We start from the raw sequence: 14,612 nt of genomic DNA, 5'->3' as shown, positions 1-14,612 counted from the left end.
GCATCAGGGCATCACCCGATCTCGTAGGCGTGAGCACACCATTCGCGCAACCGACCGAGCCCAACACTAGGCAGTGCCCGGTTGGTCAGCTCCGCATCTGTGCACCGACAGTCGCCGTCGCCTGTGCGAGCGCGGCGTCGCGGGCTGCAGTGGCCTCGTCTTCGGTGAGGGTGCGGTCCGATGCCCGGAAGCGCAGGGAGAAGGTCAACGACTTGCGGCCGTCCCCCACCTGCTCACCGGTGAACACATCGAACAGAGCAATGCTCTCGAGCAGCTCACCGGCACCGGCGGCCAGCGCGGCCTGCACCTCGGCGGCAGCGACATCGGCGTCGACGACCACTGCGAGATCTTGCAGCACGGGAGGATACGGCGAGATACGCGGCGACACCAGACGCTCGCTGAGCGGTACGGCGTCGATATTGATCTCGAGCGCCAACGAGCGTGCCGGAAGATGCATCTTCTCGAGCACCGCCGGATGTAGTTCACCCGCCCAGCCGACCACGGAGTCATCGACCAGGATTTCGGCGCAACGGCCCGGATGCCAGGGCACCTCGGAGCCCGAGCGCAGCGTCAGCTCGACACCCGCAGCCTGGCCGATGATGCGTACGGCATCGAAGACGTCGGTGGGGTCGGCCTGACGCCCCTTGCCCCACGGCCCTGCCGGCTCTCGCAAGCCTGTCAAAACGGCGGCAACATGCAGCGGCTGCGCGGGCAACGAACCGATCAGCTCGGCGACCTCGTCATCGCTGGGTCGACGATCAACCGGCAGCGCTGGCACCGGGTGCACACCGGCGCCGGCCAGCACCACCTGACCGATTGCGAACATCGACAGATCACGTTGTCCCCGAGCAAGATTGCGCCCGACCATCTCCAGCAGTCCGGGCAGCAGGGTGGAGTTCAACTCTGGACGGTCGGCTTCCAGTGGGTTGAGCACCTTGACGGTGTTGCGGCGCGGATCGTCGGCCGGGAGGTTCCACACGTCGAACACACCGGCGGGCATGAACGGGTAAGGCAGCACCTCGACATAGCCCGACAACGCAAGGCTGCGTCCGATGCTGCGTCGACGGCGCTGAGCCGGGGTCAGGCCAGTGCCTCCGGGGGCCGTCGGAACGGCCACCGGGATGTTCTCGTAGCCCTCGAGGCGTAGCACTTCTTCCACGAGATCGGCGCTCTGGCGTAGATCGGGACGCCAACTCGGCGGAACCACGGTGAGGTTGTCGCCGGACGCGGTGACCTCACAGCCGACTTGCTCGAGGCGCCGCACCGCGGTGCCATCGGGATAGGCGATACCCGCAGTGGCCGAAGGCGCTGACAATGCCATCGTGACCGGAGTCTGCGGAGCCACCTCACCGACATCGGTGTAGACAGGATCAATGGTGCCACCGCAGATCTCGGTGAGGAGCTGCGCAGCCCTGAGCAATGCGACATCGGTAATGCGAGGGTCGACCACCCGCTCGAATCGCTTGCTCGCCTCACTGGTGAGGCGGTGCCTTTTTGCCGTCCGGAAAACCGCAACCGGATCGAAGGTAGCGGCTTCGAGCAGCACGTCGCTGCTTTCGAGGTTGATCTCGGTGGACGCCCCGCCCATCACACCCGCCAATGCGATGGGGCCCGAGTCGTCGGTGATCACAACGTCTTCGGGGTCAAGCACGCGGACGGCATCGTCGAGTGTGGTCAGCTTTTCTCCGGCCAGTGCGCGGCGCACCACGATCTCGCCCGACAATTTGGCGGCGTCGAAAGCGTGCAGCGGTTGGCCCAGTTCGAGCATCACGTAGTTGGTGATGTCGACAGCAGCAGAAATCGGACGCACACCGGCCAACATGAGCCGCTTGACAAGCCACCACGGCGACGGAGCCGTCGGGTCGATGCCACGGACGACAGCTGCGCTGTACCGGGTGGCCCCAGATGCCGGGTCGATCCGCACGGGCCAGCCGGAATCGCCTGCGCTCGTGGGCAGCTCGGGCTTGTCCGCGGGATCCACGAACTCAAGATCGAAGCTGCAGGCGAGCTCGCGGGACAACCCCCGGACCGAGAACGCGTAGCCACGGTCGGGAGTCACATTGACGTCGATGACGGTGTCGTCCAGGCCCAGGACCACGCGGGCGTCCGACCCCGGGGCGGCGATGTTCGGGGGCAACACCAGAATCCCGCTGTGGTCGTTGCCGATGCCCATCTCCGACACCGAGCAGATCATCCCGTCGGACACCCTGCCGTAGGTCTTGCGTGCCGCGATGGCGAAGTCGCCCGGCAAGACGCTGCCCGGCAGAGCCGCGACGATCAGGTCCCCCTCGGCGAAGTTCTGTGCACCACAGACGATTCCGCGATCAGCGGATTCACCGACGTCGACCTGACAGAACCGGATCGGCTTCTTGAACTCGGTGAGTTGCTCGATGTGGTTGACCCGGCCGACCACCAGCGGGCCGGTGATCACGGGCAACGAGCGGATCTCTTCGATCTCGAAGCCGACCCGCACGAAGCCTTCATCGATCTGGGCAGACGATGCGCTCCATCCGGGCGCGCCACGTTGCAGGACTTCGGTCAGCCACGACTGCGCTACTTGCACTGGGACTCAGCTCTTTCGTTCGGAAGGAAATCAGGCGCCGGGGCCGAAGGGCACCGTGAATCGGATGTCACCCTCGACCATGTCGCGCATGTCGGGCAGGTCGTTGCGGAACTGCAGCGTGCGTTCGAGACCCATGCCGAAAGCGAATCCCGAATAGACGTCTGGGTCGATTCCGCTGGCGCGCAACACATTAGGGTTGACCATGCCGCAACCGCCCCACTCCACCCAGCCTGCGCCGCCCTTCTTACCGGTGAACCAGACGTCCACCTCGGCCGACGGTTCGGTGAACGGGAAGTAGCTGGGCCGCATCCGGGTCACCGTCTCCGGCCCGAACAGCGCCTTCGCGAAAAGGTCGAGCGTGCCGCGTAAATGCGCCATCGTCAGCCCCTTGTCCACGGCCAGACCCTCGACCTGGTGGAACACCGGGGTATGGGTGCTGTCGAGTTCGTCGGTGCGGAAGGTGCGGCCCGGGCAGGCGACGTAGATCGGGAGGTCACGCGAGAGCATCGCGCGAACCTGAACAGGTGAGGTGTGCGTACGCAGCACCTGCCGTGAATCGGGTGGGGAGATGTAGAAGGTGTCCTGCATCGAGCGCGCCGGGTGGTCGGGCAGGAAGTTCAGCGCATCGAAGTTGAAGTGCTCGGTCTCGACCTCCGGGCCTTCGGCGATCTCCCAGCCCATCCCGACGAACACGTCGGCGACCTGATCGGCGATCACCGTGATCGGGTGACGCGCTCCCGACGGACGACGCGCACTGGGCAAGGTCACGTCAATGGTCTCGGCGACCAGGACGGCCGCGTCGCGTTCGGCGGTCAAGACCGCCAATCGCTCCTCGTAGGCGCGCTGGACCTGGCCACGGGCGATGTTGACACGCTTGCCCGCTTCGGCCTTCTGCTCTTTGGGCAGCGCGCCGAGCTCGCGGCGGGCCAGAGCGATCGCCGACTTGTCCCCCATGTGTTCGGTCTTGGCGACCGCGAGCGCGGGCAGGTCGACCGCGTCGGAGAACGCTGCCACAGCGGCGTCCACTGCGGTAGCGAGTGACTTGTCCGCCTCGCTGATTGGGATCGACTCGTCGGCCACGGCTGCGGTAACTCCTGCTCGTCAGATGTTCGGGAGAAAGGTTCAGGGGGTCGGGCTGGACCCCGTACGAGGGTAGTCGACACCCGAATGCGCATCGGCGCTGGCATACAGGCAGATCGCGGCCGCAGCAGCCAAGTTGAGGCTCTCGGCCCGCCCCCTGATCGGGATCGAGATGCGATGGTCGGCGCGACCGAGGATGTCCTCGGACAGACCGTGCGCCTCATTGCCGAAGAGCCACGCAGTGGGACCCGACAACACGTCGCCGGCCTCGGGCAGACTCAGGTCGGCATTCCCGGATGTCGCGCAGATCGAAACCCCGGCAGCACGCAGTTCTGCCAGGACCACATCGATGTCACGCTCACGGGCAATGGGGATATGGAAGACGCTTCCGGCGGTGGAACGCACACACTTCCCGTTGTGGGGGTCCACACTGTCGCCTGCCAGCACCACGGCGTCGGCACCCATTGCATCTGCAGTCCGGATGAGCGTGCCGGCATTGCCGGGGTCGGTCATCTCGACGGGAACCGCAAGCAGCCGGGGCGAGGTCGCCAGCACGCCGGCGAGAGGCACGTCGACCAGGTCGGCAATCACGAACAGACCAGTGCTGGTGACCGTGTCGGCGAGCTTGGCCGCGGCACCCTCGGTGATCGCGCAGACCTCGATGCCCGAGCGCTGAGCGTCATCGATCAGGTCAGCGTGCCGGAGGTGCGCGTCGTCCGTCGCGAGCAGGACTCGGGCACGGGAACTCTGTAGTGCAGCCGCCACCGAGTTGAAGCCCTCGGCCAGGAATGCGGCTGCCTTGCGTCGGCCGGCGGAACGGTGCAGTTTGGCGTACGAAACAATCCGCGCCGAACGTTCGGTGAGAACGTCCGGCGCGGACATGTTGTTGGCGGGCTCGATCAGGCGGCCGGCGCGTTGACGTCCGACGGCAGCGCCTTCTTGGCGACAGCAACCAGACCGGTGAAGGCCTCGGGATCGCTGACGGCGATCTCGGCGAGGATCTTCCGGTCGACCTCGACACCAGCGATCTTCAGACCCTGGATGAAGCGGTTGTAGGTGATGTCGTTGGCCCGGGCTGCGGCGTTGATCCGCGAGATCCAGAGCTTGCGGAACTCGCCCTTGCGCGCCCGGCGGTCCCGGTACGCGTAGGTGAGCGAGTGCAGCTGCTGCTCTTTGGCCTTGCGGTAGAGCCGCGAACGCTGTCCGCGGTAGCCCTTGGAAGCCTCCAGGGTTGTACGACGCTTCTTCTGGGCGTTTACCGCCCTTTTTACGCGTGCCATCGTTGATTTACCTCTTAGTAGTGCGGCTGCCGGGAACCGGCCAGCGGGTGGTCTGTGGGGAGCGTCAGATCTTCAGCAGGCGCTTGATGCGGGGAGCATCGTTCTCGGAGACGACAACGGTGCCGTCGAGACGACGCGTGCGCTTGGTGGGCTTGTGCTCCATCAAGTGGCGACGGTTTGCGCGCTGGCGGACGATCTTGCCACTGCCGGTCACCTTGAATCGCTTCGCGGTTCCCTTGTGGGTCTTTGTCTTGGGCATGGTTATGCCTTTCTTCTCGGTCAGCCTGGGAGGCGGTCAGGCCTCAGGATTTGCGGCCGGAGCCGGTCCTGAATCTGCCGCAGGCTTACTGGGTGCACTCTGCGCTGGTTGCGCTTTCGGTGCCTGAGCTTGTGCTTGAGCTTGTGCTTTGGTCTTGGCGCCCTTGTGCGGTGCCAGAACCATCGTCATGTTGCGGCCATCCTGCTTGGCGGAGGTCTCGACGAACCCGTACTCGCCGACGTCGTTGCCCAAGCGCTGCAGCAATCGGTAACCGAGCTCGGGTCGCGACTGCTCGCGTCCGCGGAACATGATCGTCACCTTGACCTTGGACCCGGCTTCGAGGAAGCGGATGACGTGACCTTTTTTGGTCTCGTAATCGTGGTCGTCGATCTTGGGGCGGAGCTTCTGCTCCTTGATGACGGTCATCTGCTGGTTGCGACGCGATTCGCGCTGCTTCTGTGCCGCCTCGTATTTGAACTTGCCGTAGTCCATGATCTTGCAGACCGGCGGGCGCGCGTTCGGGGCCACCTCGACCAGATCAAGATCGGCCTCGATAGCCAAGCGCAGGGCATCTTCCACGCGGACGATACCGACCTGCTCCGAGTTCGGTCCGACCAAACGGACCTCGGGAACTCGGATGCGCTCATTGATACGAGTCTCAGTGCTGATGGGGCCTCCTCATTTGTGTCCGCGTACGTAGGTGGTTCCTCGTGGCAGACGTTTTCTGTCGGGTTGGACCGCGGGAGCAACTGGTGAAGACAGATCCTCAGCGAAAAGGCCCCGGCTCGATGAATGTTCATCGACGGGGCCCACACCGACCGGTTCATGTCACCTATCGCATCCCAGCGATCACAGCCTCCAACTCAGAGGCCACCGGAAATATTCCGCTGACACGGATACCTCCGGCGACAAAACCGGACCGTTCAACTGTGCGGACTTCTTGCGAAGACACCGACGTCGAGCGGTGGGAGTGTGAACTCCACTTGCAACCCCGGCGTACGCCAGGGCGGTCGTAGGTGGAAGTCTAACAGCCATGACGGAAAACGTGAATTCCGAGCCCGAGGTGCGCGACCTGGCCGAGGTCCCGGCCATCGAGGTGATCACGCGCGCCGCAGTGATGTTGATGAGTGCGGCGGCGGAAAAGCTCGGTTTGTCCGAGAGCGACCCATCGACCAGTCCGCACTTCGACCTCGACGAGGCGCGGAAACTGATCGGCGCACTGGCCGGACTCGTACAGTCGTCGGTTGCCGACCTCGGTATCCACGCCGCTCCCCTGCGCGACGGCCTCAAGAGTCTGCAGCTCGCCTTCCGCGAGGCCAGCGCGCACCCCGATGAACCGGGCAAGGGCCCGGGCGAGAAGCAGACCGGCCCCGTCACCGACTAGCCCGAAGTGTGCCCTTCTGGCGGAGGCGACCTGGGTATTCATTCGCCAGAAGGGCACACTTTCGGGTTCGGCGGGGTCAGTGGGTGACGGCTCCGACGGACGCCGAACGGACCAGCTTGGCGTACTTGGAAAGCACACCCCGCTGGTACTTGTGGTCGAGAGGCTGCCAATCCTGTTTGCGTGACTCCAGCTCGTCGTCGTCGACGAGGAGATCCAATGTCCGCGCAGCGATGTCCACACGAATGCGGTCCCCGTCGCGGATGAAGGCCACCGGTCCCCCGTCGGATGCCTCGGGCGCGAGGTGCCCGATGCACAGGCCGGTGGTGCCGCCGGAGAAACGGCCGTCGGTCAGCAGCAACACGTCCTTGCCGAGACCGGCGCCCTTGATGGCACCGGTGATCGCGAGCATCTCGCGCATGCCCGGTCCGCCCTTGGGTCCCTCGTATCGGATGACCACCACGTCACCGGCTTTGATGACGCCGTCCGCGAGAGCGGCCAGCGCACCCTGCTCGCGCTCGAATACTCGCGCCGGACCCTCGAAGGTGTCGGCGTCGAATCCCGCGGACTTCACCACTGCACCCTCGGGCGCCAGCGAGCCGTGAAGCACCGTGATCCCGCCGGTCTTGTGGATGGGGTTGCTCAGCGTGCGGATGACGTCGCCGTCGAGTGGCGCGATGTCCATCGCAGCGAGGTTCTCCGACAACGTCTTTCCGGTGACGGTCAGTGCGTCACCGTTGAGGAGGCCGGCGTCGAGCAGGGCCTTCATGACCACCGGGATACCGCCGTGACGGTCGAAGTCGTTCATCACGAACCGGCCGAAGGGCTTGAGGTCGCCCAGGTGGGGGGTGCGGTCGCCGATACGGTTGAAGTCGTCGAGATCGAGATCGACATCCGCTTCACTGGCGATGGCAAGCAGGTGCAGGACGGCATTGGTGGAACCGCCGAGGGCCATGGTGACCGTGATGGCGTTCTCGAGCGCGGGCTTGGTGATGATGTCGCGGGCGGTGATGCCGAGACGGATCAGGTTGACCACTGCCTCGCCGGAGCGGTGCGCGAAGGCGTCACGCCTGCGGTCCGCTGCGGGAGGTGACGCCGATCCTGGGAGGCTCATACCCATCGCCTCGGCGATCGACGCCATCGTGTTCGCGGTGTACATACCGCCGCAGGCACCCTCACCGGGACAGATCGCGCGCTCGATGCGGCCGAGATCCTCTTCCGACATCGAACCGACCCGGCACGCCCCGACAGCCTCGAAGGCGTCGATCAGCGTGACATCCCGTTCGGTGCCGGCACTCAGCTTGACCCATCCGGGGGCGATGGTGCCGGCATAGAGGAACACCGAGGCGAGGTCGAGGCGAGCGGCGGCCATCAGCATCCCGGGCAGCGACTTGTCGCAACCGGCGAGCAGGACCGACCCGTCGAGCCGTTCGGCCTGCATCACGGTTTCCACCGAGTCGGCGATCACTTCGCGCGACACCAGGGAGAAGTGCATGCCCTCGTGGCCCATCGAGATGCCGTCCGACACCGAGATGGTGCCGAACTGCAGTGGATAACCACCGCCGGCGTGCACGCCCTCCTTGGCCGCCTGCGCGAGCCGATCGAGCGAGAGGTTGCACGGTGTGATCTCGTTCCACGAGCTTCCGATGCCGATCTGGGCTTTACCCCAGTCCTCGTCGCCCATTCCGACCGCCCGCAACATCCCGCGGCTGGGTGCCGCCGAGATCCCGTCGGTGACGGTGCGACTGCGCGGCTTCATGTCAACCATGGTGCTGACTCCTACTCGGTGGATGGGACAGCCGGTCGGCCGCGATCAACTCGCTGCGACCTCTTGCTTACGACCAGTCTGCTTCGCCGCAGCTTTGCGTGCGGGCGTTTTGCGCTTGGGTTTGGCCGGGACGGACGCGACCGTCCGCGGTTTGAGCATCTCCGCGAGGAACTTCCCGGTGTGGCTTTCCGCCACGGCTGCGACATCTTCGGGCGTACCTTCCGCCACGACAGTGCCGCCACCGGAACCACCTTCCGGCCCCATGTCGATGACCCAGTCCGCGGTCTTGATGACGTCGAGGTTGTGCTCGATGACGATCACGGAGTTGCCCTTGTCGACGAGCCCGTTGATCACCTTGAGCAGCTTGCGGATGTCCTCGAAGTGCAGACCGGTGGTCGGCTCGTCCAGCACATAGGCCGTGCGTCCGGTGGACCGCTTCTGGAGCTCGGCGGCCAGCTTCACACGCTGCGCCTCACCACCGGACAGTGTCGGGGCCGGCTGTCCGAGTCGGACGTAGCCCAAGCCGACGTCGTTGAGGGTCTTGAGGTACCGGTGGATCGAGGTGATGGCCTCGAAGAAATCGACGGCCTCCTCGATCGGCATGTCCAAGACCTCGGAGATGGTCTTGCCCTTGTAGTGGACCTCCAGCGTTTCGCGGTTGTATCGCGCACCGTGGCACACCTCGCAGGGGACGTACACGTCGGGCAGGAAGTTCATCTCGATCTTGATGGTGCCCTCGCCGGTACACGCCTCGCAGCGACCGCCCTTGACGTTGAACGAGAATCGTCCCGGCTGGTAGCCACGAACCTTCGCCTCGGTGGTCGCGGCGAAGAGCGTACGGATCTTGTCGAACACACCGGTGTAGGTGGCCGGATTCGACCGCGGGGTCCGACCGATCGGCGACTGGTCGACGCGCACCAGTTTGTCGAGGTTGTCCATGCCGTTGATCCGCGTGTGCCTGCCCGGTACCTGGCGCGCACCGTTGAGCTTGTTGGCCATCACCGTGGCCAGGATGTCGTTGACGAGCGTGGACTTGCCCGAACCCGACACGCCGGTGACCGCGGTGAGCACACCGAGCGGGAACACCACATCGATGTTGTCCAGGTTGTGCTCGCGTGCGCCGACAACGGTCAGCTGTCGCTTGCGGTCGATCGGACGCCGGATCTCGGGGACCTCGAGGAACTCTCGACCGGAGAGATACGCACCGGTCAGGGACTCGGTGTTGGTCAGCAGATCCTTGTAGCTACCGCTGTGCACCACACGCCCACCGTGCTCGCCGGCATACGGTCCGATGTCGACGATCCAATCGGCCGAGCGGATGGTGTCTTCGTCGTGCTCGACGACGATGAGGGTGTTGCCCAGGTTGCGCAGCCGGGTGAGGGTGTCGATGAGACGACGGTTGTCGCGCTGGTGAAGGCCGATCGATGGTTCATCGAGCACGTAGAGAACGCCGGCCAGGCCGGAACCGATCTGGGTGGCCAGACGGATGCGTTGCGCCTCGCCGCCGGAGAGCGATCCCGCTGCCCGCGACAACGACAGGTACTCGAGACCGACGTCCAGCAGGAACGTGATGCGGGATTGCACCTCTTTGAGCACACGTCCGGCGATGGCCTGCTCGCGCGAGCCCAGCTTGAGGTCGGACAGGTAGTCGGCGCACTCGGCGACCGACAACGCACACACGTCCGCGATCGACTTCTCACCGAAACGCTGGTGGTCGAGCGTGACGGCGAGGATCTCGGGGCGCAGGCGGGCACCACCGCACTCGGGACAAGGGATGTCACGCATGTATCCCTCGTACCGGTCCTTCATCTGCTCGGACTCGGTCTGTTCCATGCGCCGGTGCAGGAACGACATCACACCTTCGAACTCGGTGTAGTACGAGCGCGTACGTCCGTAGCGGTTGCGGAAACGGACGTGCACCTGGTGGTCACTGCCGTTCAGGATCGCCTTACGCGCCTTGATCGGGAGCTTCTTCCACGGTGTCTTGGTGTCGAACCCCATCTCGTCGCCGAGGCCTGAGAGCAACCGGAGGAAATAGTCGGCGTTGTGGCCGCCCGACCACGGCGCGATCGCACCGTCGGCAAGCGACAGGTCGGGGTCGGGAACCACGAGTTCCTCGTCCACCTCTTTGCGGATACCGAGCCCGTCGCACTCCGGGCACGCACCGTATGGCGAGTTGAACGAAAAGGACCGCGGCTCGAGGTCGTCGATGGCGATCGGGTGGCCGTTGGGGCAGGCCATCCGCTCGGAGAAGCGCCGTTCGCGGTGGGGGTCGTTCTCCTCCAGGTCGACGAAGTCGAGCACCACCACACCGTCGGCCAGGCCCAATGCGGTCTCGACCGAGTCGGTGAGTCGCTGTTTGGCCGAGGACTTGACGGACAACCGGTCCACCACGACCTCGATGTCGTGCTTCTCCTGCTTCTTGAGCTTCGGCGGATCGGTGAGCGGGTACACCACACCATCGATCCGGGCACGCGAAAAGCCTTGTGTCTGAAGGGTTCCGAACAGGTCGACGAATTCACCCTTGCGGGTGCGGACCACCGGCGCCAACACCTGGAAACGGATGCCCTGTTCCATCTCGAGCACCTGGTCGACGATCTGCTGCGGGGTCTGCTTCTCGATGGCCGAACCACACTCGGGGCAGTGGGCCTTGCCCGCGCGTGCGTAGAGCAGACGGAGGTAGTCGTAGACCTCGGTGATGGTGCCGACGGTGGAACGCGGGTTCCGGTTGGTCGACTTCTGATCGATCGAGACCGCGGGTGAGAGCCCCTCGATGAAGTCGACGTCGGGTTTGTCCATCTGACCGAGGAACTGACGCGCGTACGCCGACAACGACTCGACGTAGCGGCGCTGCCCTTCGGCGAAGATCGTGTCGAACGCCAGGCTCGATTTCCCCGAGCCGGACAGCCCCGTGAAGACGATCAAGCTGTCACGCGGGAGGTCGACGTCGATGCCGCGCAGGTTGTGTTCGCGGGCTCCGCGCACGATGAGGCGATCAGCCACAGTGGTCCTTTTCGGGGTCGAATCGGGGGTACCGACCGCATGCAGGTCGGAAGGTCGGTGTCAGCCAGGGGCGTACCCGGCAATGCTAGAGGCACCCACTGACAAGATACCGGCCCCAGCAAATCGCACCCCGGCCGAGCCGACCCTCAACCGCCCATTCAACCCCGCTGATCAGTGCTTATCGTTCGCGAGTCGCTTCGCGGGCACGGACGGTTGTGTGTTGATACTTGCCGGCCGCCGAATGCCCAGGGACAGCAGCGCAGCGACGACGCAGAGGCCGGACGCCACGTAGAACGCCATGTCGTAACTGCCGTGCTGGTCGCGCAGATGGCCCGCGCCGAACGCCGCCACCGCAGCCCCCAGTTGATGAGCGGCGAACACCCAGCCGAACACCACCGGTGTGCGGTCCGCGAAGTGGGTTCGGCACAGCGCGATGGTGGGCGGGACCGTCGCGACCCAGTCCAGACCGTAGAAGATGATGAACACCCATGTGCTCGGTTCGGCATGCGGAGACAGCAGCACGGGGAGGGCGAGCAGTGACACGCCCCTGCCCAGGTAATAGACGGCAAGCAGGATCCGAGCGTCCACACGATCGGTGAGCCAGCCGGAGAAGATCGTGCCTGCGACATCGAACACCCCGATGGTGGCGAGTAGACCGGCAGCGACCGTTGTCGGCATGCCATGGTCGTGCGCAGCCGGGATGAAGTGGGTGCCGATCAGTCCGTTCGTCGTCGCCCCACAGATCGCGAAACTCGCCGCGAGCAACCAGAACACCCGTGTACGCGCACCTATCGCCAGCCCGTGCAGAGCCATGCGAAAACTGCCCGAGCGCGCGACGGGCGGTTGCGACGGTTGCTGCTCGATCGGCGCACCGTATGCGGTGATCCCCTTGTCGCTCGGATGGTTTCGCATGAAGACCACGATCAGCGGAACCACCGCCAAGGCAGCTGCCGCGACGATCAGGGCCGCCAACCGCCACCCGTATCGAGTGGTGACCAGGGCCACCAGCGGGAGGAATATCAGCTGTCCCGTGGCGCTCGCAGCCGTCAGGACCCCGGTCACCAATCCGCGGCGTTCGACGAACCAGCGGGTGGCGACCGTCGCCACGAACCCCATCGAGATCGACCCGGTGCCGATGCCCACCAGAACGCCCCACAGCAACAGCAGCTGCCACTCGGCAGTCATGAAGACGCTGAGCGCCGTGCCCAGTGCGATCAGGGTAAGTGCGCCGGCCAGGATCGGGCGCACCCCGAAACGGTCCATCAACGCCGCCGAGAACGGCGCGGTCAGGCCGAACAATGTCATGTTGATCGACATCGCCAGACCCACCGTGCCGTGGGACCAGCCGAACTCCTCGTGCAACGGGTCCATCATCACGCTGGGAACCGACCGGAAACCGGCAGCTGCAAGGAGAGCCACGAAGCTGACGGCGGCCACTATCCACGCCCAGTGCAGACGGGGCCCGGATCGGACGCACGGGTTCTCGGCGATGGTCACCGGACAACTGTCGCTGTCGCCGATCGGCACCGCCATTGGCATAGATGACAACATCTGTAAAAATACTGCCATGTCCCCTCGCATCCCGATCCCTCACCGAATCGCTGTGCTGATGCTCGAGCCGGTGATCGGATTCGATGCGACGATTCCGCCGATGGTGTTCGGGCAGGCCGCCGACGATGCGGGAAATCCGCTGTACGACGTCGAGTTGATCGGCCTCTCGACCAGACCCGTGCAGACTCTGTCGGGATTCGCGATGGTGCCCACCCGAGGTCCTGAGGCTCTCGACTCGGCGGACACGGTCGTGATCCCCGGCACCAGGCTGCACGAGGTCCGCTTCGACGGCACCTGCCCCGCCGAACTGCGTCAAGCGCTGGAGCGCGTACGGACGGGCACGCGAATGGTGTCGATCTGTACCGGCGCCTTCGCGCTCGCTGCAGCGGGGCTTCTCGACGGCCGGCCGGCGACCACCCACTGGGACAAGGCCGACGACCTGCGCCGGCTCTACCCGGCGGTGCACCTCGACGAGGACGTTCTGTTCGTCGACGACGGGGACGTTCTCACCTCGGCGGGCCTGGCCGCGGGAATCGACCTGTGTCTGCACATCATTCGCCGCGACCACGGCGCGCGGGTGGCGAACCGGGTGGCCAAGTACTGCGTGGTGCCACCCTGGCGCGATGGCGGCCAGGCCCAATACATCGACGCTGCAGTACCCGACGTCGGCGACGCTTCTACATCGGCGGTGCGGGAGTGGGCTCGCCACAACCTGACCGAGCCACTCACCGTTGCCCAGCTCGCCCGCCAGGCCAACATGAGTGTGCGTACCTTCAACCGGCGATTCCGCGAAGAAACGGGAGACACGCCTGCGGTCTGGGTCCGTAAGCAGCGTGTGCATCACGCCCGCGAACTACTCGAGTCCCGCGACCTCCCGGTCGACGAGGTGGCCAGACTGTCGGGTCTTGCCACCGGGGCCAATCTCCGTCACCACCTCCGCCACCATCTGGGGACGTCCCCCACCCGTTATCGCCGGACCTTTCAGGGCCAGTGACCAAGTCCGGTGACCAAGTAAGGTCTTGAGCCATGAGTGCAGCGGCCCCGATCTCCGACACATACACCGGCGACTTCAGTGAATCCGAAGTCCCTCAACGCAAATCGACTCCTCGGGCGACCATCGTCAAATTGTCGGTCGGTCCGATGGACAACAACGTCTACGTCATCACCTGCAAGCAGACCGGCAAGGCGCTGCTGATCGATGCTGCGAATGACGCGGACACGCTCATCGAGCTGATCAGAAATCACGGCAATATCGAGCTGATCTTCACCACCCATTGGCACCCGGACCATTGGATCGCGCTCGAAGAGGTGGTCAAGGCGACCGGTCTTCCCACCGCCGCAGGACGAATCGACGCCGAGCCGATCCAGGTGAAGACAGACCGGCTGATCGACGAGGGCGACGTCATCGAGGTCGGCGAACTCCGCCTGGAGGCGATCCACTTGAAGGGTCACACCGACGGCTCCATCGCGCTGGCACTCGAAGACGACGTCACTCACCTGTTCACCGGCGACTCGCTCTTTCCGGGTGGTGTCGGAAAGACACACCGGGACGGCGATTTCGAGATCCTGCTGAACGACGTGGCGACCAAACTCTTCGACCGCTTCGACGACAGCTCGGTGGTCTACCCCGGGCACGGTCTCGACACCACGCTGGGGGCCGAGCGGCCTCACCTCGATGAGTGGCGCACCCGTGGTTGGTGATGGACTGGAGGCACCGCGTCCAAACA

General features: G+C 65.1%; 12 protein-coding genes. 3 read left to right on the top strand and 9 right to left on the bottom strand.

Annotation, left to right across the window (positions count from 1 at the left end):
• Positions 1 to 85 precede the first annotated feature (85 nt).
• The 6 genes from pheT to infC form a co-directional block, all read right to left on the bottom strand.
• Positions 86 to 2,563 carry a phenylalanine--tRNA ligase subunit beta gene (pheT, locus tag KXR83_RS17155; RefSeq protein WP_437425819.1) on the bottom strand — a complete coding sequence of 826 codons (2,478 nt, stop codon included), beginning with the start codon at positions 2,561 to 2,563 and terminating at the stop codon, positions 86 to 88.
• Positions 2,564 to 2,593: 30 nt separating this feature from the next.
• Positions 2,594 to 3,643, bottom strand: a complete 1,050-nt coding sequence (gene pheS / locus KXR83_RS17150) for a phenylalanine--tRNA ligase subunit alpha (RefSeq protein ID WP_437425818.1) — start codon at positions 3,641 to 3,643, stop codon at positions 2,594 to 2,596.
• 42 nt (positions 3,644 to 3,685) lie between these two features.
• A complete protein-coding gene (locus tag KXR83_RS17145) occupies positions 3,686 to 4,525 on the bottom strand; it encodes a TrmH family RNA methyltransferase (RefSeq protein WP_437425817.1) in 840 nt (279 codons plus the stop codon).
• Between the two features lie 17 nt (positions 4,526 to 4,542).
• Positions 4,543 to 4,923 carry a 50S ribosomal protein L20 gene (gene rplT / locus KXR83_RS17140; protein ID WP_030173202.1) on the bottom strand — a complete coding sequence of 127 codons (381 nt, stop codon included), beginning with the start codon at positions 4,921 to 4,923 and terminating at the stop codon, positions 4,543 to 4,545.
• Positions 4,924 to 4,987: 64 nt separating this feature from the next.
• Positions 4,988 to 5,182, bottom strand: a complete 195-nt coding sequence (gene rpmI, locus KXR83_RS17135) for a 50S ribosomal protein L35 (RefSeq protein WP_023960686.1) — start codon at positions 5,180 to 5,182, stop codon at positions 4,988 to 4,990.
• A gap of 36 nt (positions 5,183 to 5,218) precedes the next feature.
• Positions 5,219 to 5,851 (bottom strand): translation initiation factor IF-3, encoded by a 633-nt coding sequence (gene infC / locus KXR83_RS17130; RefSeq protein WP_437425868.1) that lies wholly within the window; start codon positions 5,849 to 5,851, stop codon positions 5,219 to 5,221.
• A 364-nt stretch (positions 5,852 to 6,215) separates the two neighbouring features.
• Here infC and KXR83_RS17125 point away from each other — a divergent pair, with 364 nt between their 5' ends.
• Positions 6,216 to 6,566 (top strand): DUF1844 domain-containing protein, encoded by a 351-nt coding sequence (locus KXR83_RS17125; protein ID WP_023960690.1) that lies wholly within the window; start codon positions 6,216 to 6,218, stop codon positions 6,564 to 6,566.
• A 76-nt stretch (positions 6,567 to 6,642) separates the two neighbouring features.
• On the opposite strand, the gene ilvD is transcribed toward KXR83_RS17125, so the two are convergent.
• The 3 genes from ilvD to KXR83_RS17110 form a co-directional block, all read right to left on the bottom strand.
• Positions 6,643 to 8,331, bottom strand: a complete 1,689-nt coding sequence (gene ilvD / locus KXR83_RS17120; protein ID WP_437425816.1) for a dihydroxy-acid dehydratase — start codon at positions 8,329 to 8,331, stop codon at positions 6,643 to 6,645.
• Between the two features lie 45 nt (positions 8,332 to 8,376).
• Positions 8,377 to 11,334: an excinuclease ABC subunit UvrA gene (gene uvrA, locus KXR83_RS17115; protein ID WP_437425815.1), complete on the bottom strand. Its 2,958-nt coding sequence runs from the start codon at positions 11,332 to 11,334 to the stop codon at positions 8,377 to 8,379.
• Positions 11,335 to 11,505: 171 nt separating this feature from the next.
• Positions 11,506 to 12,867: an MFS transporter gene (locus tag KXR83_RS17110; protein WP_437425814.1), complete on the bottom strand. Its 1,362-nt coding sequence runs from the start codon at positions 12,865 to 12,867 to the stop codon at positions 11,506 to 11,508.
• A 34-nt stretch (positions 12,868 to 12,901) separates the two neighbouring features.
• Here KXR83_RS17110 and KXR83_RS17105 point away from each other — a divergent pair, with 34 nt between their 5' ends.
• Complete coding sequence (locus tag KXR83_RS17105) at positions 12,902 to 13,879, top strand: GlxA family transcriptional regulator (RefSeq protein ID WP_437425813.1); 978 nt, start codon at positions 12,902 to 12,904, stop codon at positions 13,877 to 13,879.
• A gap of 32 nt (positions 13,880 to 13,911) precedes the next feature.
• Positions 13,912 to 14,586, top strand: a complete 675-nt coding sequence (locus tag KXR83_RS17100) for an MBL fold metallo-hydrolase (protein ID WP_437425812.1) — start codon at positions 13,912 to 13,914, stop codon at positions 14,584 to 14,586.
• The last annotated feature ends 26 nt before the right edge of the window (positions 14,587 to 14,612 follow it).

Source organism: Williamsia muralis (genome assembly GCF_051487485.1).
Lineage (GTDB): Bacteria > Actinomycetota > Actinomycetes > Mycobacteriales > Mycobacteriaceae > Williamsia > Williamsia muralis_B.
This window is presented reverse-complemented; position numbering and strand designations above follow the sequence as displayed.